Below are 18821 nucleotides of genomic sequence, written 5' to 3' on the forward strand. Positions count from 1 at the left end.
GCTCAGTCAATCAGCGCCAGCAGGTCGGTAGTACCTACGTCCACCCCCGCCTGGGTCAGCAGTGTTGTCACCTGCCCCCGGTGGTGGGTCTGGTGGTTGAAGAAATGCACCAGCAGCCCGAAGAAGGGTTTTTCGGCGGCCGCACCGCGCATGTTGTGGTAACGCAGATGCTGGTCCAGATGGGACTCGTGCAGGCTGTGGGCCCACTCGACGATCAGTTGGTCCAGCCAGGCGCGATGGGCCGAGAGTTCACTTAGATCGGCAAAGGCCAGTTGTTTGAGGTCGGCGGGGGTAGCGATGGCACTCAACGGCGCCAGTGCCGAAAAGTCAGCCGGGTGCTCGGCAAAGCGCTTGAGCCAGACCGTGTCGCCCAGCATCAGGTGGTTCAAGGTGCCGAGGATCGAGCCGAAGAACGCCTGCCGGTCCAGGATTAATTGCGCGTCGGTCAACGTGCCGGCGGCGTCATAGACCTTGCGGTTCATCCACTGGTTGTAGTTGGCCATCAGCGCGATCTGCTCGATGCGGTTCACCGATATTTTCTCCATTGGCGGTGTAGTGGCGCCATCATAAAGCTTGCCCGCCCGGCGGTCATGGTGTTCCATCGCAGGCGGACTATGTTTGATTAACGCCACTTTCGCGCCCGGGGAGGGCGACACCATGAATACCAGCGATCTGTTGGAACAACTGTTGCGTGCAGGGCAGCAAGGCGGCGGCGCTTCGGGCGGCGGCCTGGGCGGATTGCTCGGTGGTTTATTGAAGGGCACCAGTGCCGGTGGTGCTGCAGCTGGCGGTGGCTTGGGTGGTTTGCTGGGTGGCCTGGGTGGCTTGTTGGGCGGTGCACCGGCCGGCGGCGGCACTCAGGCGCGTAAAAGCGGCGGGATGAATTACGCGGCACTGGCGTCCCTGGGGATGGCGGCTTTCCAGGCCTATCAAGCCTGGCAACGCCAGCAGGCCACAGCCCCACAGCAGGCTATCCAGACCGTTGACCAGCTTGAAGGGGCGCAAGCCGAAGCCCATAGCCATGGCGTATTACGTGCGCTGATCGCGGCGGCCAAGGCCGATGGGGCTATCGATGCGCAAGAGCAGCAGATGATCTCTGCCGAGATCGGCCGCCATACCGACGACCCCCAGTTGCAGCAGTGGCTCGACGCTGAAGTCGCCAAGCCCCTGAATGCCTCGGATTTTGCCGAGTATGCCCATGACCCGGCGCTCGCCGCGGAGATTTACCTGGCCAGCGTGATGCTGGTCAATGATCAGCAGGACGCCGAGCGCAATTACCTCGACGATCTGGCCGGGCAGCTGCAAATCGATCCGCAGTTGCAGCTGCACCTGGAACAGCAGGCAAAAGCCTAGAACCTCAGCGTCGCCCCAGTGGTCAGCCACTGGGCGCGTTCCCCAATCAGGCTGCGCCCGACCACCACGTCCACATCGAACAGTTTGAGGATGTGGAATCGCGGCCCGGCCTGCCACGCTTGCTCACCGCCTTCCTGGCCGTAGCGTTCGGCGATCAGGGTCAGTCCCTCCGCCAACTGATATTCGAACCCCGTGCCCCAGGTCAGGCGATGCTGTTGATCACCGTCGTTATAGGCGTGGCTCCAGCCAACGTTCAGGTTCAGGCGCAATGGCGCCAGAGGCTGCCAGGTCAACGGGACATTCAAATCGGCCCCGTCAAACCCGTGCTGGCGATCCAGGGCCATATGCGCCCCGGCGGCAATCGCCAGCTCAAGCCCCACGTCTTCCCGTGACAACACCTGCGCCTTTACCTGCGGGCTGATCTGCGTCTCGCCTTTGCCTGCGGTGGTAGCGCGAGACAACACGGCGCCCCATTGCACGGTGGGCATGGCGCTGAACGTACACGCCGGCGACAGAGTGGTGTTATGGGTGCTGCCCGCGTGTCGATTGGCGCTGTACCAGGCATCGACATTGCATTCTCCCGGGGCATTGACGGCGCCGTCATCGACGACATAAGCACCGCCGGCGGCATGGGCCTTGGAAAACAGAGCGATGAGCAACACCGCGCCCAGGCTCACGCCGATAAAAATCAGGTTACGCTGCAATGCACGGCGCTTGGCCGGTGGCAACAACAGCAAGGTGTGGCGGGCACCGCGATAGTGGCGCGCACGGTATTTGGCAAAGCCGTCCTGCCGCTTTGGGGTGTGTGGTTTGTGCATGATGCACCTCGTTTGAATTCAGCTTTCTACAGTCAGCACCGAAATGCCGCGGGCTTTGGCCTGGGACACCAGCTCCAAGGTGTCGTCGCCACCGGGCAGGGCGATGATCACGTCGGGGCGGCTGTCGGCCAGCATGAAGTGGTTGCGCTGGCGTTCCGCCTGTTTGCCGTGGCGTTGCCAATTGGGTGGGTAACGCACCACGTCGATGCCGATGTCCCGCGCCCATTCCTCGATCTCGCTGCCGAGGAACTGGTTGCCGCCGTGAATCAATACCTGCACCGGGCGCAGGCGGTGGTAAGCGTCCAGCACATGGCGGGACTTCTTGGTGTCGGCGTAATGACGACCTGCACAGATCAAGACGCGCATAGGGAGCATCCTTGTATTGCACGGTGACGGCCGGGCGACCGCCACCGTTTGAACGGCGGGGTGATCAGTACCACTGCTTGAAGCGGCGGATGTAGATCGTCTTCATCAGTTGGGCCACGCAGCAGTACGCCAGCAGGGTGCCCACCAGCCATGGGAAATACGCCATTGGCAGCGGTTGCAGGCCTACCAGGGTGCCCAGTGGCGAGAACGGCACATAGATACCCAGGGCGATGACGATGCAGGTCATCATCAGCACCGGCCAGGCAGCCGTGCTCTGGAAGAACGGGATCTTGCGGGTGCGCAGCATATGCACCACCAGGGTTTGCGAGAGCAGCCCCTCGATAAACCAGCCGGACTGGAACAGGGTCTGCATTTCCACACTGTTGGCCGCGAACACGTACCACATCAGCGCGAAGGTGGTGATGTCGAAGATCGAGGAGGTAGGTCCGATCCAGATCATGAAGCGGCCGATGTTTTTCGCATCCCACTTGCGCGGCTTGGCCAGGTATTCCTTGTCCATCTTGTCCCACGGCAGAGCCAGCTGGGAGATGTCGTACATCAGGTTTTGCAGCAGCAGGTGGATCGCCAGCATCGGCATGAACGGAATGAACGCACTGGCTACCAGCACCGAGAACACATTGCCGAAGTTGGAGCTGGCCGTCATGTTCAGGTACTTCATGATATTGCCGAAGGTCTCGCGGCCCTTGAGTACGCCTTCTTCCAGCACCATCAGGCTCTTTTCCAGCAGGATGATGTCGGCTGATTCCTTGGCGATATCCGTACCGCTGTCCACCGAGATACCCACGTCGGCATCCCGCAGCGCCGGCGCATCGTTGATACCGTCGCCGAGGAAGCCGACGGTGTGGCCGTTGGCTTGCAGCGCCTTGAGTACCCGCGACTTTTGCAGCGGCGTGAGCTTGGCGAACACCGTGCGTTCTTCCACGCGGCGCAGCAGGGTGGCGTCGTCCATCGCTTCGATTTCCACACCCAGCAGCGGCTGGCCTGGTTCCAGGCCGACCTGACGGCAGATCTTGCTGGTGACCACGGCGTTGTCGCCGGTCAACACCTTGACTGCCACGCCAATTTGTTGCAGTGCGGCAATCGCCGGGCCTGCGGTTTCCTTCGGTGGATCCAGGAAGGTCAGGAAGCCCTGGATCACCAGGTTGCGTTCATCGGTGGTGGTGTACTGCTGGCGTGCCAATGCCTTGGGAACATTACGAGTCGCCACCACCAGCACGCGAAAACCGTCTTCGTTGTAGTCATTAGCCAGTGCGAGCAGCTCCTGACGGCGGCGATCATCCAGGGGCACGGCGGCGCCGTCTTCCAGGGTGTGGGTGGAAATGCTCAGCATCTCTTCCACGGCGCCCTTGCACACCAATAGATGATCACCGGCAGCGTCCTTGACCACGATGGACAGGCGACGGCGTACAAAGTCGAACGGCAATTCATCGACCTTGCTGTAGGCAAATGGCACCTGAAACTTGGGGTTCTGTTGCGCAAACTGCACCACGGCCTGGTCCATCAGGTTCTTCATGCCGCTCTGGTGAAAGCTGTTCAGCCACGCCAGGGACAACACTGCATCATCGCGCTGGCCGAAGGCGTTGACGTGATGCTCGAGGATGATCTTGTCCTGGGTCAGGGTGCCGGTCTTGTCGGTGCACAGCACGTCCATCGAGCCGAAGTTCTGGATCGCATTGAGGCGCTTGACCACCACTTTGCGTTTAGCCATGGCCGTGGCGCCCTTGGCCAGGTTGGCGCTGACAATCATCGGCAGCATTTCCGGGGTGAGGCCGACGGCGACTGCCAAGGCAAACAGAAAGGCATCGCCCCAGTCGCCTTTGGAGAAACCGTTGAGGAAGAACACGATGGGCACCATCACCAGCATGAAGCGGATCAGCAACCAACTGACGCTGTTCACACCACGGTCGAAGGCGGTTTGCACCCGCGAGCCGACAATCGCCTTGGCCAGGGAGCCGAAGTAAGTGCGCGGCCCGGTGGCGACCACCACGGCCTTGGCGCGGCCGCTGACCACGTTGGTGCCCATGAAGCAGATGTTGGGCAGATCGAGTAGGTTGCCTTGATCGGCGGCCAGGCTGGAGGCGGATTTTTGCGTGACATCGCCGAGGGTGTCGTACTTCTCCACCGGCAAGGCTTCACCGGTCAGTACGGCCTGGCTGATAAACAAATCGCGGGATTCGATCAGGCGGATGTCGGCGGGAATCATGTCACCGGCCGACAGCTGCACGATATCGCCGGCCACCAGTTCGCGCATTGGCACTTCGCGCAAGGTAGGCTGGGCGCCGACCTGCTCGCGGCGTAGCACGGTGGCCGTGGTGCGCACCATGGCTTTGAGCGCCTCGGCGGATTTGGCCGAACGGTGCTCCTGCCAGAAGCGCAGCAGGCTGCTGAGCAGCACCATGGTCATGATAATGATGACCTTGGTCGGGTCGGCCTCTTCGCCTGCCTGCATCGGCAGCCAGCAGTCGGTGACAAAGCTGATGCCGCCCAGGGTGAGCAGTACGTAGATGAAAGGGTTGTTCAGCGCCTGCAGGAACTGGACGATGGCGTGTGGCGGCTTGTCGTGGGCGACTTCGTTGTAGCCTTCGCGTTGCAGACGCGCCGAGGCGTCTAGTTCGGTCAGGCCGTCCTGGGTGGCACGTACGTTGGCGAGGGTAGCTGCCAGGCCGTTCTGGGCTTCACGGGCGGCGCGCATCGACAGTTTGGTGTCGGTAGCGGTGCCATTTTTCTTGTGCAGAGGCGTGTTTTTTACGGCGCTCATTGTCTGTACTCCTGTCGCCAATTCTCGACAAAACATACCCGGTACTTACCTGCATAGAGGCGAGCGAAAGCATGCCGAGCCGCGGACTTCGCGATCGGTTTAAATAATGTGTTCAGATAGCTTCTAGAGTGCCCGCTAACAGCACGTTAGTTAATATGCGCGCAGCGGGCTACTACTGGACTTGTTCATAAAGAACTCCAGGGTATTAATAAGAAAGTTGCAGTTTCCAGCCAGATCAGGCGGCGCGAGCGCTCACATAAAGACCGAGCATCAAGCTGGCTTGCGCCAGGCTGGAAACCTTGGGTCTCTGCGGGTCTTGAGGGTCGGCGTGGTCCCAGTGCTGCACCAGTTGGCCGCTGTCAGGGCAGATACGCCAGTGCGCCAACGGCGGTGCCGGGCGGGCTTGAGGGGAGGGTGCCGCAAAGGTTGAGCGGGTAGGTGAAAAGCCCACGGGCTCGCGGCGCAGCTTGGCGCGCAGGGCAGCAGCCAGGGTGCTTACATCGGGCAAAGCAATGAGTTGGAAGGTCATAACACACCTCGGGACCGGACACGCGACCGGTGAGGCAGTTACGGTGGAGCATCGAGCTCTAGCGCAGCTTACCGGACCTGGAAGGCGAGTCCTGTCATATTCTGGGTTTGGCGCCCGATGCCCGCGGATGCGGTGCTCGGACAGCGACTAGATACTGTGTCCATTGGCTTCTTTTGTGAGGTTTAAAAAAGGCCCCTGTTGCGGGCACGGGCAATCTACTCAGAGCGTTACAGAATGTCAACGCATGATTAATTAAATCAGCCCGCGTTCAGAGTTTGTTCAGACAAGAGGCATGTGAAAGTTACTGGCCGGATAACTTTATATACCTTGCGCGGCGAGTATCGCCAGATAGATCAATATTAAACCGCACGCCGCATAACTCACGCGTTGCCAGGTCGGTGATGCATTCTTGCGCAGCAGATTCACCAACGCGGCGGTGAGAAAACACGAGAGCACCGACGCCAGCATGAATCCGGCAAAAAACATCAGGGTCTGCCCGTGGCTGGGGGTTGCGCCGACGATGCCCGACAGGGCGCTCCCCAGGGCGCCCCAGTAGACAATATTCTTCGGGTTGGCCAGGGAGATCGCCGCGCCTACGGCCAACGCATTTTTGCCTGAACTGGCAGGGACGTTGTCGGTTGCGGGTAACTGCCAGGCATCAATCAGGCTGCGGATGCCCAGCCAGGCCAGGTACAGCGCACAGACGATCGTCAGTGGCACTCGCACCGCATCATGCTGAATCAGCAGTGCGATACCGGTGAGGCCGATCACCGCCCAGACGGCATCGCCTACGAGGGAACCAAACTGCACCATCAGCGCCGGTGTGAAACCATGCAGCAAGCCGCGACGCAGGGTCTCAGCCAGCACGGCGCCGGGAGACAGGCAAAACACAAAACCGAATACCAGCGCGTAGACAAAGATCGACAGCATGCTCAGTTCCTTTCGAGAAAGTGCGAAAGCATACGTCAGTCCGGGAGGGGGATACCACGTCCTCTGTAGGAGCGAGCTTGCTCGCGAAAAACGTCAACGATAACGCGTGTTTGCTGGATGAACGCGGTGCCTGTGAATTTTTCGCGAGCAAGCTCGCTCCTACACAAGCTGCGGCGTTGAGGCAATGCGGTCGAGCTCATCCTTCAATTCATCCGGCGATAAATTTGCAAAGGGCAGCGCAAAAAACGCCTCGCAGCGTGCGGCGATAATGTCGAGGGTGGCCTTGAATGCAGCGTCTACTTGCGCCTCATCACCCTGCACCTCGGAAGGGTCTGCCAAGCCCCAATGCGCCTTCAGCGCCGGGCCGAAATACACCGGGCACGCTTCACCGGCTGCTTTATCGCACACCGTGATGACCACATCCGGCGGGCTGCCTTCAAAGGCGTCATTGCCCTTGCTGTACAAACCTTCGGTGCTGATGCCCGCCGCCTGCAACGTGCTCAGGCTGCGGGGCAAAACCTGGCCCTTGGGAAAACTGCCGGAGCTGATGGCCTCGAAACCTTCAGGCGCCATGTGATTGAACATGGCTTCGGACAAAATGCTGCGGCAACTGTTGGCGGTACACATGAACAGCACTTTCATTGCAGGCTCCTTCAGACGCTCAGGCGCAGGGCGAGGGCGGCGAGGGTAATCAGCAGCACCGGCAAGGTCAGCACGATGCCGACCTTGAAGTAGTAGCCCCAAGTGATGGTGATGCCTTTGCGCGCCAGGATGTGCAGCCACAGCAAGGTCGCCAGGCTGCCGATGGGGGTGATTTTCGGGCCCAGGTCGCTGCCGATCACGTTGGCGTAGATCATCGCGTCCTTGACCACGCCCACGGCATGGCTGGATTCAATGGACAGCGCGCCGATCAGCACCGTCGGCAGGTTATTCATCGCCGATGAGAGCAGTGCCGTCAGCACGCCGGTGCCCATGGCGGCGCCCCACACACCGTAGGTGGCGAAGGTGTCGAGCCAGGTCGCCAGGTAGTCGGTCAGGCCGGCATTGCGCAGGCCATACACCACCAGGTACATGCCCAGGGAAAAGATCACGATCTGCCAGGGCGCTTCCTTGAGGACCTTGCGCGTGGAAATCTTGTGACCCTTGGCGGCAATCACCAGCAGCAGTACCGCGCATACCGCGGAAATCGCACTGATGGGAATGCCCAGCGGCTCCAGGGCAAAACAGCCGACCAGCAGAATGCCCAGTACCCACCAGCCGGCGCGAAAGGTCGCTTGGTCATGGATGGCACTGGCAGGGTCTGCAAGGTCGGCCGGGTCGTAGACCTCTGGAATATCGCGGCGGAAAAACCACAGCAGCACTGCCAGGGTGGCAGCGACGCTGACCAGGTTCACCGGCACCATCACCGCGGCATATTCGTTGAAGCCGATCTTGAAATAGTCCGCCGAGACGATGTTGACCAAATTCGACACCACCAGCGGCAGGCTCGCCGTATCGGCGATGAACCCGGCGCCCATGACAAATGCCAGGGTTGCCGCCGGAGAAAAACGCAAGGCCAGCAACATCGACATTACGATGGGGGTGAGGATCAGCGCCGCGCCGTCATTGGCAAACAGCGCCGACACCAGCGCACCGAGCAGCACCATATAGGCAAACAAGCGCCGCCCGCGGCCACGGCCCCAACGCGCCACATGCAGGGCGGCCCAGGCAAAGAACCCGGCTTCGTCGAGCAATAGGCTGATGATGATCAACGCGACAAAGGTACCGGTGGCGTTCCAAATGATGTGCCACACCACCGGGATGTCCGCCAGGCTGATTACCCCAAAGGCCAGGGCCAGGATCGCCCCCAGGGTGGCGCTCCAGCCCACGCCGAGGCCTTTGGGCTGCCAGATGACCAGCACGATGGTGACGAGGAAAATCGCAATTGCGACAAGCATGAATAAAGGCTCCGATGGCTTAGCAGCAGGTGCTTGCCCGTTGTGGTCTGTTGCCCATTGCATCCAGACGCAGTGCGTCGTTCTGCAACCATGGCTGGTTGGCTTGCAAGGTGGTGTCCAGCACCTGAGTCACCCAGGCGGGCAGTGCCGGATTGATGCGGTAGTAGATCCATTGCCCTTGACGGCGGTCCAGCAGCAGCCCGCAACTGCGCAGTTGCGCCAGATGACGGGAGATCTTGGGCTGGCTATCGTCCAAGGCATGGATCAGTTCGCACACACAAAGTTCGCCTTCGCGCAGGATCAATAACGCCAGGCGTGCGCGAGTGGCGTCCGCCAGGCATTTGAATAGGGTGGGAGGAGAGAGGAAATCGGACATGACCAATGCCTATACATATGGTTATTCGAATATACGTATTTCCATATGTTCCGGTCAAACCTTGTTTCATTTGATATGGATCAAATGACCGGGAAACAGCCACAACTGTTTGAAATTAAAATGAAACACAAAGGTCCTAAAGTGCCTGCCCATTGCCGATGAAGGAAGAACCCGCGTGACCCGTGCCACTCGCAACCTGCGTAAGACCCTGGATTCCGTCGCGGAAAATAACGAAACCGCGGCGTTCGACCTGATGCGCGCCGTGGAAAAACTCGGCGATGAAGTCCTGCGCCAACGCTTGCTCAACACCATCCACCGACTCAACCAGGATGCTTACGAATTGCGTGAAGCACGGGATTCGGTGGAACTGGTTTCGGTGAAGCTCGCCTGAGCAAGATCATTCAAGACAAGCCCCTGATTGCGCTGGCATGCTTGTCGACTGTCTGTCGATGAGCCGTTTCCATGCCCACTGCATTACCTCATTACGCCTTCACCCGCGGCGCCATCGCCGTTATTCCCTTGTCCCTGGCCTGCGCGCCCTGGGGGTTGCTCGCCGGCTCAATGGCCATCGACGCGCAATTTACCCCGCTGCAAGCCCAGGGCTTGTCTGCCATCGTGTTTGCCGGTGCGGCGCAGTTGGTCGCCATCGGCATGGTCAAGAGCGGCGCCAGCCTGATTTCTATCGTGTTGACCACCTTGCTGCTGACCTCCCAGCACCTGCTCTACGGCATGCATATGCGCCCCACGTTGTCGGCGCTCAACACCCGCTGGCGCATGAGCCTGGGGTTCTTGTTGACCGATGAGTTCTTCGCCCTGGTCAACCACTACGACCGTGAGACCTTCAATCGCTGGTACGCCCTGGGCGTCGGCCTGACGTTTTATATCATCTGGAACCTCTTCACCCTGGCCGGCATTGTGCTGGGCAAGAGCATTCCCGGCCTGGACCAGTTGGGGCTGGAGTTCTCGATTGCCGCCACCTTCATCGCCTTGATTACCCCCGTGGTGCGCGATGTGCCCACGGTGGTGTGCGTGGCGGTTTCGCTGCTGTGTTCGGTGTGGCTGAGTTATCTGCACTGGGAATCTGCGGTGGTGGTCTCGGGGGTATTGGGGATGAGCGCAGGGTTTGCCTGCAAGCGCCTGGGAGTGGGGCAACGATGATCTACTTGATGATTGTGGCCATGGGCCTGGTGGTGTTTTTCAATCGCTATGTGTTTCTCGAACCGCGCCTGCCCGTGCGGCTCAATCGCGGCGCCCGTGAGTTCCTGGGGTTCGCCGTGCCGGGCATGCTCACAGCAATCTGCGGGCCGATTATTTTCCTGGCGGACCATCAGCTCAACCTGAGCCCGACCAACCCCTACTTGCTGGCCGCCGTCTGCGCCGTGGCGTTGATGTTCTGGACGCGCAGCGTATTGATCACCGTGTTGTCGAGCATGGCGTTGTTCTATCTGTTTCGTTGGTGGCTCTGATACTCAGGCAAAAAAACGCCCGCGGGAGGGCGGGCACAAGGGAGGCTTCTTGAAAATGAGCTTGGCCACTATAGGCGGCGAGGTTGCCCTTCACAGTGAAACAAAGTTCATGGGCGCGTCAGTTGGCACCGGCACAATGGTAGAGTCACGGTTTTTCCAAGGAAGCAATGGCATGCACAAGCTGGTAATTGGCGCATTGGTACTGGCCGCACTGGCCGGTTGCGCGGGCTCGAAGATGAAAGAGGCGCGCGCCGGCAGCCCCTACAAGACCCTGGCATCGGACAAGGCCACCCTGGTGGTTGCCCAATGCATCCAGTTCGGCTGGCAGGATGAAAGTGTGTTTGGCGTCGACGCCGGCGGTTTCAAGGAGGCCACCGAGGCCGGTGGTTTCACGGTCTACACCACAGGTGGCGACTACTTTGTCGATGTACAGAGCACCGGTGCGGGTTCTAGCGTCAAGTACTATGCAGCCGAAGACAACATGCCAGCCAAACGTCGACTGGCTGCGCTCGCTACTTGTCTGTAATACGTTGCCCTAGTCATATTCCGAAACGCCCGGCGGGACAGCCGCCTGGCATTGTCTTATGATTCACTCGCTCGCTCGACGTTATGGCTCTTTACCGGTACACGGATGTCGAGGCCTGAACGTCGGGCGAGCACCTCTTTGTCCCGCCTCAACGCGGCATGAAACCCAGGTGCCAGCGCCGCGGAATCATCAGTGTCACCAGCCCCAATAGCCCTGCCAATGCACCGCTGACCCACAGCGCACGCAGGCCCATCTGCTGTTCCAGCAGCGCGCCGATCACCGCACCGATAAACATCCCGGCCCATGGAATCAACTGCACGCGCCAGCCATTGCGGCGTTCCCCCAATAACCAGCGTCCCAGGCCGCGGCCAAAACGTGAAAGTGCGCCGGTGACATAGGTTAGCCCCACCGGTAAGCCATTCACTTCCTCAACGGCCGCGTTGAGCATGCCCATGGCGATAATCGCTGCCAGCAGGGCCGGCAGGGTCTCTGTCGATGGCCACAGCGCCGCACCGCAGAGCAAGGTGCCGATGCACAGCAAGAGCGGCAACGCGTGGCGCTTGCTGAAACGGCTGACCATTACGCCCAAGGCATTACCGAGCACAAAGGTCGCGATCAACAGCACCAGGCGCCCGGTGAGCCCGAGGTCGCCAGCGCTGATGGCCACCGCCAACCGCGTGGTGTTACCGCTCATGAACGAGACAAAATCGCCGCTGGCCATAAAGCCAATGGCATCGGTCATGCCGGCCAGTACCGACAGGCAAGCCACCAGCATCATGCCCACCCGCCCACGCCAGCGCTGTCGATGGGCTAGCGTAACGTTGGTGTAAGGCTTGCGGGACGAAGGCAGCATGGGGCCGGTTTCCTCGGTGAGATTATCCGGCCACTACCGTAGGACGCTTTGCGTGCGGGTGCAATGACCTCAGGCATGCTCCAGTTGCCAGCCGGCGCTGTGCCACGTCAAATGATGAGTCGGCTCAATCGCCTGTAGAAAGGCCTCGTCATGGGACACCGCCAGCATCGCGCCGCTAAAACCTTTCAAGGCCTGTTCAAAGGCGAGCACCGATTCCAGGTCCAGGTGATTGGTGGGTTCATCCAATAGCAGCAGTTGTGCGGGGGTAGCACGCCACAAGGCAATCGCCATTGCGGCTTTCAGGCGTTCGCCGCCGCTGAGTTGCGCCACCGGTTGGGTGACCCGCAACGCATCCAGTTGCAGCAGCGCCAGGCGCGTACGCAGCTCAGCTTCAGCCAGCGGGGTGTCGAGCAGGTTGAGTTGTTCGATGATGCAACGCCGATCATCCAGCAGCGCCAGGTGCTGATCGAGATAAGCGCTGGACACCGCCACCTGGCACTCGCCACTCACGACCTGCCATTGGCCGGCGAGTAATTTTAGCAGGGTGGATTTACCGCAACCGTTAGGCCCGCGCACGGCAACGCGCACGGGCCCTGCCAGGTTAATGGTCAAATAGCTGGAGGGCGCCAGCGGATCGAGCCAGGGCAACTGCGCACCTTCCAGCGTCAGCACTTGCCGGCCGTTGGGCACCGTCGAGCCTGGCAAGGCAAGCAGGGTGGGCGCTTCGTCCACCACGCGCTCGTAGGCTTGACGCACCTGTTCATCCAGCTGGTTTTTGTGCGCGTGATGAGCGCTGCGCACAGTGCTGACAATCTCCGTGGCGGCGCCTTTCCAGCGCGCCTTGGTGAAACGGTCGACGTTGGCGGTCTCGGCGTTTTTACGCGAGCGTGCGGCGTTGCGCTGCAGGCTGTCATGGTCTTTTTGCAGGCGTCGGCGCTCACGGCTACGTGTCTGGCGCGCATGTTCCCACGCCGCGATGGCGGCCTGCTGCTGCGTCTCCCGTTGCTGGCGATAGGCATCGTAGTTGCCGCCGTAAACCTGGACACCAAGGGGTGACAATTCGATGATGCGCCCCATGGCGTTGAGTAACTTTCGGTCATGGCTGACCACCACCAGGCCGCCGTGCCAATCACCCAGCACCCGTCGCAGCCAAGCGCGCCCGGCGCTGTCGAGGTGGTTGCTGGGTTCGTCCAGAATCAGCAGCTGCGGCGCTGCCAGTAGCGCACCGATCAGGGCGACCCGAGCCAACTGGCCGCCGCTGAGTTGATCAGCCCGGGTGCCGGCGCTGAGGGTTGGCAAACCCGCCGCATCCAGTGCCAGGCGCAAGCGCTCGGCCAGGTCCCAGCGATCGTCGATCAGTTCCAGGTCACCGACACGGGCCTCACCTCGGGCCATACGTTCAAGGGCCGCCAAGGCAGGCTCAGTGGCGGTGATATGGGCGACCGTTGCACCTGCTTGAACCGTCAGCGCCTGGGGCACATAGACGACACTGGACGGTTTTTTCAAGGTGCCGGAGGAGGGCAGCAGTACCCCGGCCAGCAACTTCGCCAGGATACTTTTGCCACGCCCATTGCGCCCGACGATACCGGTGGGCGTGTGATCAATGGACAGGTTCAGGTCCTCCAGCAAGTTTTCGCCATTGGCGAACTGGAAAGACACATGTTGCAGGGAAACAAGCACGGGCAGCCGGTTGACGTCAGTCATCAGCACCTCCAAAAAAATGTCGAACAGGCCGACAAGCGCGCCAGGCGGCTCGTCGCAGATACATTTTGGAAGGCTTAGTTGTTCACGTCGGCGGTCATCCCGTTAATCAGAAGGGACGCAGAGGCTAACCCACCTTGGCTTTGTGCGGCAAGTCCTCGGCCAGTTTCTCAAGGAACATCGCCAGGGCCACTTCCTCGGCTTTCAGGCCCTTGCGCACCCGGGGCTTAGGCAGCTTCGACAATTCACCGAGGCTGAAATGCTCAAGCACCGCAGGGTGGATGTAACATTTGCGGCACACCGCAGGCGTGTTGCCCAACTGCCTGGCAACGTCCTTGACCATCGCCACCACATGCCGTTTGGCGTCGGACTCCGGCTGCCACGCCAACTCGCGTAATACCGCCAACGCCATGGCCGTGCCGGCCCAGGTGCGATAGTCCTTGGCGGTAAAGTCTTCGCCGGTCAGTTCATGCAGGTAGGCGTTGACGTCGTGGGAACTGACGGTATGGCGTTCACCGTCTTCGTCCAGGTACTGGAACAGGTTCTGCCCGGGCAATTCCATACAGCGCTTGACCACACTGGCCAGGCGCCGGTCCTTGACGCTGACCTGGTGCTCGACACCGCTCTTGCCACGAAACTGAAACTGGATCTCGTTGCCCTTGATATCCACATGGCGGTTGCGCAGGGTAGTCAGACCGTAGGATTTATTCTCGCGGGCGTACTGTATATTGCCGACGCGAATCAGCGTGGCATCGAGCAACATCACCACCGTCGCCAGGACCTTTTCGCGGGTAAACCCCGGCTCGGCGATCTGTGCTTCCAGCTGTTTGCGCAATTTCGGCAAGGCGTTGCCGAAGGCCTGCAAGCGCGAGTACTTGTCGCTGTCACGCACTTCGCGCCAGCGTGGGTGGTAGCGGTATTGCTTGCGGCCACGGGCATCGCGGCCGGTGGCCTGCAGGTGGCCGCGAGGGTCGGCGCAGATCCACACATCGGTGTAGGCGGGCGGCACGGCCAGGGCGTTCAGGCGTTTGATTTCATCGGCATCGGTGATGCGCTCGCCTTTGGCGTCCAGGTACTGGAACTTGCCCCTCACCTTTTTGCGGCGAATGCCAGGCTGGGTGTCGTCAACGTAATGCAGGTCGCGGGGCAGGTCGGCGGGCAACGAAGAATCAGGCATGGTGCGGGTTCCTTGACAACAAATCAGGCCGGTATGTCTGATTGACCGCAGCATCTTTCGGTCGTGCCAATTGGTTACGCCAGCACTGCCACCGCCTTGATTTGCGCCCACAATGCCTGGCCCGGATGCAGGCGCAGTTGGTCGCGGGAGAAGCGCGTGATGCGGGCCAGCAACGGCGTGCCGCCTGCATCCAGGCGCACCAGTACATGGGCGCTGTTATCCGCGCCAATGTCCTGGGTGACGGTGACGGGGAGCCGATTGAGGATGCTGCTGTGTTCCTCCGCCTGCAGGCTCAAGCTCACATCCCGTGCCTGCACCTTGACCCGCAGCTGTTGGCCCACCGCCAGTGGTGCATGGGCCACGCGGATCTGCAGTGGGCAGTTGGGGAGTTGCAGGGTGAGTAACTGATAGTGGGCGTCGTAGGCAATCACGTGGCCGGCAATCACCACGCCGGCATCGTCACCCAGGGCCAGGGGCAGGTCGAGCCGTGCCAGGGTTTCGCCGATGGGGCCGCTGGCCAAGGCTTGGCCTTCGCTGAGCAAGACGATATGGTCGGCCAGTCGCGCGACCTCATCCTGGGCGTGGCTGACGTACAGCACCGGTATATCCAGCTCGTCGTGAAGGCGTTCGAGGTAAGGCAAAATCTCGCTTTTACGTTTGCTGTCCAGGGCCGCCAGCGGCTCATCCATCAACAGCAACCTGGGGCTGGTCAGCAAGGCGCGGGCGATGCCGATGCGTTGGCGCTCGCCGCCGGACAGGTGTTGCGGCTGACGCTCAAGTAGGTGGCCGATGCCCAGCAGCTCGGTGGCCTGGGCCATGTCCACGCGCCGTTGCTGGCGTGGAATGCGCTTGAGGCCGAACGCCAGATTGGCCCGTACCGATAGGTGGGGAAACAAGCTGGCTTCCTGGAAGACATAACCCAAGGCGCGTTTATGCGCAGGCACAAACAGCCCTTTGTGGCTGTCTTGCCAGACCTCATCGTTGATCTGCACAAAAGCCTCTTCGGCGCGCTCCAAACCGGCGACGCAGCGCAGGCAGGTGGTCTTGCCGGAACCGGAATGCCCGTATAGCGCGGTCACGCCGCGGCCGGGCAATTGCAGGTCGACGTCCAGGGCAAAGGCTGAGTATTTCAAGCGCAGGCGTATATCAATCATCGCGATCAGCTCCAGCCCATCTTGGTTTTGCGGCTGGAGTACAGCGCCAGCAACACGAGGAACGCGAACACCACCATGGCACCGGCCAGCCAATGAGCCTGGGCATATTCCATGGCTTCAACGTGATCGTAGATCTGCACCGAAACCACCCGGGTCTTGTCCGGGATATTGCCGCCGATCATCAGCACCACGCCGAACTCGCCGACGGTATGGGCAAAGCCGAGGATCGATGCGGTGATAAACCCCGGGCGCGCCAGGGGCAGGATCACTGTGAAAAACGTGTCCCACGGATTGGCGCGCAAGGTCGCAGCCACCTCCAACGGGCGGGTGCCGATGGCGGAGAAGGCGTTCTGCAACGGCTGCACCACGAAGGGCATGGAATAGATCACCGAGCCGATTACCAGCCCGGCGAAGCTGAACGTGAGGGTGCCCAGGCCCAGCCACTGGGTGAACTGGCCGAAATAGCCGTTGGGCCCCATGCTCAGCAACAAGTAGAACCCGATGACCGTGGGCGGCAGCACCAGCGGTAATGCGACCACTGCACCGATGGGGCCACGCCACCACGAGGTGGTGCGCGACAGCCACAGCGCAATCGGAGTGCCGATGATCAACAGGATCACGGTGGTCAGTGATGCCAGCTTGATGGTCAACCAGATCGCGGAAAAATCAGCACTCGAGAGGGGCATTTACAGCTCGTAACCGTAGGATTTGATCACAGCCGCTGCTTTCGGCCCTTTCAGGTAGTCAACCAGGGCCTTGGCGGCGGCGCTGTCCTTGCCCTTGTTGAGGATCACGGCGTCCTGTTTGATCGGGTCATGCATCGATGCCGGAACAAGCCACGCTGAACCGCGGGTGACTTTGCCGTCCTTATAGATCTGCGACAAGGCAACAAAGCCCAGCTCGGCATTGCCGGTGGACACGAACTGATAGGCCTGGGTGATATTCTGGCCCTCGACGAGCTTGTCCTTGACCTGTTCGGTCAAGCCTTGCCTGGCCAGCACCTGGGTGGCGGCCAGGCCGTAGGGCGCGGCTTTGGGGTTGGCGATGGACAGATGCTGGAATTGGTTTTTTTTCAGCACGTCACCCTTGCCATCCACGTAGCCTTCCTTTGCCGACCACAGCGCCAGGGTGCCGACAGCGTACGTAAAGCGCGAGCCCTTGACGGTATCGCCTTCGGCTTCGAGCTTTTGCGCGGTGGTGTCATCGGCGCTGAGGAACACTTCGAACGGCGCGCCGTTCTTGATCTGGGTGTAGAACTGCCCGGTGGCGCCATAGGCGGCGACCAGTTTGTGGCCGGTGTCTTTTTCGAAATCGGCGGCAATGGCATGGATCGGTGCCGTGAAGTTGGCAGCCACCGCCACCTGCACTTCATCAGCGTGGGCCGAACCCAAGGCAAATACGGCAAGCAGGGGGGCCAGGCGTGAGACGCGGGTGATCATGGAGCAACTCCTTGGGATGGACGGCGTGGTCGGGTAGAAGGTTTAAACGCTATGTATGGGAATATATAGCGGTCGACCATTGCTGGTACAGTGCCAAGTTGCCGTTCAAGCATCGTTACCTACACCACTTGGGGGTAACTCGGTGAAAATGTGGGAGGGGGCTTGCTCCCGATGAGGGAGTGCCAGTGAAATACATCAGCGATTGACCCTCCGCCATCGGGAGCAAGTCGAATCGTCGCACCGCCCCTCCCACATATTTATGCCTGACTCAGTTACGCGTGAGCCTGGCCAGTGCCTGCTCGGCCAGCTCGCGGGTCAGGTCATAGGTGGAGCAATTTTTGCCAAGCCTCAGGGCCTGGCCCGCCCACAGGTTGCTGAAACCAGCTTCATCCTTGGCCTTGAGCGGCATCAATGCACCGCCGGCTTTTGGGAACGCCGGTGCGGCCGGGTTGATTGCGCCGAGTTCACGCATCACGCGGTTGACGATGCCCCGCGCCGGGCGGCCGGTGAACAGGTTGGTCAGCGCGGTCTCACTGGCCTGTGCATGGCGTAGCGCGTGGTGGTGGGAAGCCGTGACGCTGGCCTCGGGCGTGAACAGATACACCGTGCCAATTTGTACCGCCGAGGCGCCCAGAGCCATGGCGGCGACAATGCCCCGCGCATCGCCGATGCCGCCTGCAGCAATCACCGGCACCCTGACCGCGTCGACAATCTGCGGCACCAGGGCCATCAAGCCGATCTGGCTGTTGAGGTCGTCACTGAGAAACAGGCCACGGTGCCCACCGGCTTCAATGCCCATGGCGATGATCGCGTCGCAGCCTTTTTCTTGCAGCCAAAGAGCTTCCTCGACGGTGGTCGCCGATGACAGCACTTTCGCCCCGGTGGCTTTTACCCGCTCCAGCAAGGATTTCTCCGGCAGGCCGAAGTGAAAACTCACAACCTCAGGGCGAAACGCCTCAACCACTTGGCAAGCGGCCTCGTTGAATGGTGCGCGATTGGACGCCGGCGTCGGCGCGTCAAAATCAGCGCCCAGTTCAAGGTAGTAGGGTTGCAGCAAATCCTTCCAGCGGCGGTCACGCGCGTCATCGGCGTCAGGCGGCTGGTGGCAAAAGAAATTCAGGTTCAGCGGGCGCGTACTGGCTTGGCGGATAATGGTCAGGGCTTCGCGCAATTGCTCGATACTCAGCGCGGCGGCGGGCATGGAGCCCAGTGCGCCGGCTTGCTGGGCGGCAATCACCATGGCAGTGGTCGTTGCCCCGGCCATTGGTGCCTGGATGATCGGTACGTCAATGCCGAGCAAGTCGAGAATACGGTTATCTGGCCAGGTGCTCATGGGATGCGTCTCCAGCTTTAGTAGGGCGTTTCGCTGTTTTAACAGCGCACCTGGCAGTCGGCCAGTCTGTTTTATTCACTGGAC

The 18821-nt window shown here is 60.9% G+C and carries 21 protein-coding genes; 5 read left to right on the plus strand and 16 right to left on the minus strand.

Translation table 11 applies throughout. The annotated features are described in order from the left end of the window. Nucleotides 1-2: 2 nt before the first annotated feature. On the minus strand, nucleotides 3-530 hold the full coding sequence (locus tag ASD70_RS25910) for a DinB family protein (protein WP_046068249.1): 528 nt from the start codon (nucleotides 528-530) through the stop codon (nucleotides 3-5). 127 nt (nucleotides 531-657) lie between these two features. Between ASD70_RS25910 and ASD70_RS25915 the strand changes: the two genes are divergently transcribed. Further along, entirely contained in the window at nucleotides 658-1353 is a 696-nt protein-coding gene (locus ASD70_RS25915) for a tellurite resistance TerB family protein (RefSeq protein ID WP_056847898.1), read from the plus strand. On the opposite strand, the gene ASD70_RS25920 is transcribed toward ASD70_RS25915, so the two are convergent. The 8 genes from ASD70_RS25920 to ASD70_RS25955 all read right to left on the minus strand — a co-directional run bounded on the left by ASD70_RS25920 (nucleotide 1350) and on the right by ASD70_RS25955 (nucleotide 9088). Continuing rightward, nucleotides 1350-2171, minus strand: coding sequence for a hypothetical protein (locus tag ASD70_RS25920; RefSeq protein WP_056847807.1), 822 nt, complete (start codon nucleotides 2169-2171; stop codon nucleotides 1350-1352). The genes ASD70_RS25915 and ASD70_RS25920 overlap by 4 nt on opposite strands. 18 nt (nucleotides 2172-2189) lie before the next feature. Beyond that, nucleotides 2190-2537, minus strand: a complete 348-nt coding sequence (locus tag ASD70_RS25925) for a DUF2493 domain-containing protein (protein WP_046068247.1) — start codon at nucleotides 2535-2537, stop codon at nucleotides 2190-2192. A 64-nt stretch (nucleotides 2538-2601) separates the two neighbouring features. After that, nucleotides 2602-5316 carry a magnesium-translocating P-type ATPase gene (gene mgtA, locus ASD70_RS25930; RefSeq protein ID WP_056847808.1) on the minus strand — a complete coding sequence of 905 codons (2715 nt, stop codon included), beginning with the start codon at nucleotides 5314-5316 and terminating at the stop codon, nucleotides 2602-2604. Between the two features lie 235 nt (nucleotides 5317-5551). Next, the gene (locus tag ASD70_RS25935) at nucleotides 5552-5845 is read right to left on the minus strand and encodes a hypothetical protein (protein ID WP_046068245.1); all 294 of its coding nucleotides are present in this window, start codon (nucleotides 5843-5845) and stop codon (nucleotides 5552-5554) included. A 318-nt stretch (nucleotides 5846-6163) separates the two neighbouring features. Then, on the minus strand, nucleotides 6164-6775 hold the full coding sequence (locus tag ASD70_RS25940; protein WP_056847809.1) for a LysE family transporter: 612 nt from the start codon (nucleotides 6773-6775) through the stop codon (nucleotides 6164-6166). A 159-nt stretch (nucleotides 6776-6934) separates the two neighbouring features. Next, nucleotides 6935-7417: an arsenate reductase ArsC gene (locus ASD70_RS25945; protein WP_056847810.1), complete on the minus strand. Its 483-nt coding sequence runs from the start codon at nucleotides 7415-7417 to the stop codon at nucleotides 6935-6937. A gap of 11 nt (nucleotides 7418-7428) precedes the next feature. Then, nucleotides 7429-8712: an arsenic transporter gene (locus tag ASD70_RS25950; protein WP_046068242.1), complete on the minus strand. Its 1284-nt coding sequence runs from the start codon at nucleotides 8710-8712 to the stop codon at nucleotides 7429-7431. Between the two features lie 19 nt (nucleotides 8713-8731). Next, complete coding sequence (locus ASD70_RS25955; RefSeq protein WP_046068241.1) at nucleotides 8732-9088, minus strand: metalloregulator ArsR/SmtB family transcription factor; 357 nt, start codon at nucleotides 9086-9088, stop codon at nucleotides 8732-8734. A gap of 175 nt (nucleotides 9089-9263) precedes the next feature. Here ASD70_RS25955 and ASD70_RS25960 point away from each other — a divergent pair, with 175 nt between their 5' ends. The 4 genes from ASD70_RS25960 to ASD70_RS25975 all read left to right on the plus strand — a co-directional run bounded on the left by ASD70_RS25960 (nucleotide 9264) and on the right by ASD70_RS25975 (nucleotide 11080). Continuing rightward, nucleotides 9264-9479, plus strand: coding sequence for a hypothetical protein (locus ASD70_RS25960; protein WP_046068240.1), 216 nt, complete (start codon nucleotides 9264-9266; stop codon nucleotides 9477-9479). Nucleotides 9480-9550: 71 nt separating this feature from the next. Further along, nucleotides 9551-10246, plus strand: coding sequence for an AzlC family ABC transporter permease (locus ASD70_RS25965; protein ID WP_046068239.1), 696 nt, complete (start codon nucleotides 9551-9553; stop codon nucleotides 10244-10246). Then, nucleotides 10243-10554 carry an AzlD domain-containing protein gene (locus ASD70_RS25970; protein ID WP_046068238.1) on the plus strand — a complete coding sequence of 104 codons (312 nt, stop codon included), beginning with the start codon at nucleotides 10243-10245 and terminating at the stop codon, nucleotides 10552-10554. The genes ASD70_RS25965 and ASD70_RS25970 overlap by 4 nt, the downstream gene beginning before the upstream one ends. Nucleotides 10555-10726: 172 nt before the next feature. Then, complete coding sequence (locus ASD70_RS25975) at nucleotides 10727-11080, plus strand: hypothetical protein (protein WP_056847811.1); 354 nt, start codon at nucleotides 10727-10729, stop codon at nucleotides 11078-11080. A 148-nt stretch (nucleotides 11081-11228) separates the two neighbouring features. Here the strand turns inward: ASD70_RS25975 and ASD70_RS25980 are convergent, their stop codons facing one another. From ASD70_RS25980 to ASD70_RS26010, 7 genes are all read right to left on the minus strand, one after another. After that, the gene (locus ASD70_RS25980; protein WP_056847812.1) at nucleotides 11229-11933 is read right to left on the minus strand and encodes a YoaK family protein; all 705 of its coding nucleotides are present in this window, start codon (nucleotides 11931-11933) and stop codon (nucleotides 11229-11231) included. A gap of 69 nt (nucleotides 11934-12002) precedes the next feature. Further along, nucleotides 12003-13637 (minus strand): ABC-F family ATP-binding cassette domain-containing protein, encoded by a 1635-nt coding sequence (locus ASD70_RS25985; RefSeq protein WP_056847813.1) that lies wholly within the window; start codon nucleotides 13635-13637, stop codon nucleotides 12003-12005. A gap of 124 nt (nucleotides 13638-13761) precedes the next feature. Beyond that, entirely contained in the window at nucleotides 13762-14811 is a 1050-nt protein-coding gene (locus ASD70_RS25990) for a DNA topoisomerase IB (RefSeq protein ID WP_056847814.1), read from the minus strand. A gap of 74 nt (nucleotides 14812-14885) precedes the next feature. Beyond that, nucleotides 14886-15965 carry a molybdenum ABC transporter ATP-binding protein gene (modC, locus tag ASD70_RS25995; protein ID WP_056847815.1) on the minus strand — a complete coding sequence of 360 codons (1080 nt, stop codon included), beginning with the start codon at nucleotides 15963-15965 and terminating at the stop codon, nucleotides 14886-14888. A gap of 5 nt (nucleotides 15966-15970) precedes the next feature. Further along, nucleotides 15971-16651 carry a molybdate ABC transporter permease subunit gene (gene modB, locus ASD70_RS26000; protein WP_056847816.1) on the minus strand — a complete coding sequence of 227 codons (681 nt, stop codon included), beginning with the start codon at nucleotides 16649-16651 and terminating at the stop codon, nucleotides 15971-15973. Next, complete coding sequence (gene modA / locus ASD70_RS26005; RefSeq protein ID WP_056847817.1) at nucleotides 16652-17404, minus strand: molybdate ABC transporter substrate-binding protein; 753 nt, start codon at nucleotides 17402-17404, stop codon at nucleotides 16652-16654. 268 nt (nucleotides 17405-17672) lie between these two features. After that, nucleotides 17673-18737 carry an NAD(P)H-dependent flavin oxidoreductase gene (locus ASD70_RS26010; protein WP_056847818.1) on the minus strand — a complete coding sequence of 355 codons (1065 nt, stop codon included), beginning with the start codon at nucleotides 18735-18737 and terminating at the stop codon, nucleotides 17673-17675. Between the last annotated feature and the right edge of the window lie 84 nt (nucleotides 18738-18821).

The organism is Pseudomonas sp. Root569 (genome assembly GCF_001427465.1).
Lineage (GTDB): Bacteria > Pseudomonadota > Gammaproteobacteria > Pseudomonadales > Pseudomonadaceae > Aquipseudomonas > Aquipseudomonas synxantha.

Excerpts from the sequence above, each read along its gene's own strand:
- ASD70_RS25915 (WP_056847898.1), top strand. The coding sequence starts at position 658 with ATGAATACCAGCGATCTGTTGGAACAACTGTTGCGTGCAGGGCAGCAA.
- ASD70_RS25970 (WP_046068238.1), top strand. The coding sequence starts at position 10,243 with ATGATCTACTTGATGATTGTGGCCATGGGCCTGGTGGTGTTTTTCAAT.
- ASD70_RS25935 (WP_046068245.1), bottom strand. The coding sequence starts at position 5,845 with ATGACCTTCCAACTCATTGCTTTGCCCGATGTAAGCACCCTGGCTGCT.
- ASD70_RS25925 (WP_046068247.1), bottom strand. The coding sequence starts at position 2,537 with ATGCGCGTCTTGATCTGTGCAGGTCGTCATTACGCCGACACCAAGAAG.
- modC (WP_056847815.1), bottom strand. The coding sequence starts at position 15,965 with ATGATTGATATACGCCTGCGCTTGAAATACTCAGCCTTTGCCCTGGAC.
- ASD70_RS25975 (WP_056847811.1), top strand. The coding sequence starts at position 10,727 with ATGCACAAGCTGGTAATTGGCGCATTGGTACTGGCCGCACTGGCCGGT.
- ASD70_RS25950 (WP_046068242.1), bottom strand. The coding sequence starts at position 8,712 with ATGCTTGTCGCAATTGCGATTTTCCTCGTCACCATCGTGCTGGTCATC.
- ASD70_RS25980 (WP_056847812.1), bottom strand. The coding sequence starts at position 11,933 with ATGCTGCCTTCGTCCCGCAAGCCTTACACCAACGTTACGCTAGCCCAT.
- modB (WP_056847816.1), bottom strand. The coding sequence starts at position 16,651 with ATGCCCCTCTCGAGTGCTGATTTTTCCGCGATCTGGTTGACCATCAAG.
- mgtA (WP_056847808.1), bottom strand. The coding sequence starts at position 5,316 with ATGAGCGCCGTAAAAAACACGCCTCTGCACAAGAAAAATGGCACCGCT.
- ASD70_RS26010 (WP_056847818.1), bottom strand. The coding sequence starts at position 18,737 with ATGAGCACCTGGCCAGATAACCGTATTCTCGACTTGCTCGGCATTGAC.
- modA (WP_056847817.1), bottom strand. The coding sequence starts at position 17,404 with ATGATCACCCGCGTCTCACGCCTGGCCCCCCTGCTTGCCGTATTTGCC.
- ASD70_RS25920 (WP_056847807.1), bottom strand. The coding sequence starts at position 2,171 with ATGCACAAACCACACACCCCAAAGCGGCAGGACGGCTTTGCCAAATAC.
- ASD70_RS25985 (WP_056847813.1), bottom strand. The coding sequence starts at position 13,637 with ATGACTGACGTCAACCGGCTGCCCGTGCTTGTTTCCCTGCAACATGTG.
- ASD70_RS25955 (WP_046068241.1), bottom strand. The coding sequence starts at position 9,088 with ATGTCCGATTTCCTCTCTCCTCCCACCCTATTCAAATGCCTGGCGGAC.
- ASD70_RS25945 (WP_056847810.1), bottom strand. The coding sequence starts at position 7,417 with ATGAAAGTGCTGTTCATGTGTACCGCCAACAGTTGCCGCAGCATTTTG.
- ASD70_RS25940 (WP_056847809.1), bottom strand. The coding sequence starts at position 6,775 with ATGCTGTCGATCTTTGTCTACGCGCTGGTATTCGGTTTTGTGTTTTGC.
- ASD70_RS25990 (WP_056847814.1), bottom strand. The coding sequence starts at position 14,811 with ATGCCTGATTCTTCGTTGCCCGCCGACCTGCCCCGCGACCTGCATTAC.
- ASD70_RS25965 (WP_046068239.1), top strand. The coding sequence starts at position 9,551 with ATGCCCACTGCATTACCTCATTACGCCTTCACCCGCGGCGCCATCGCC.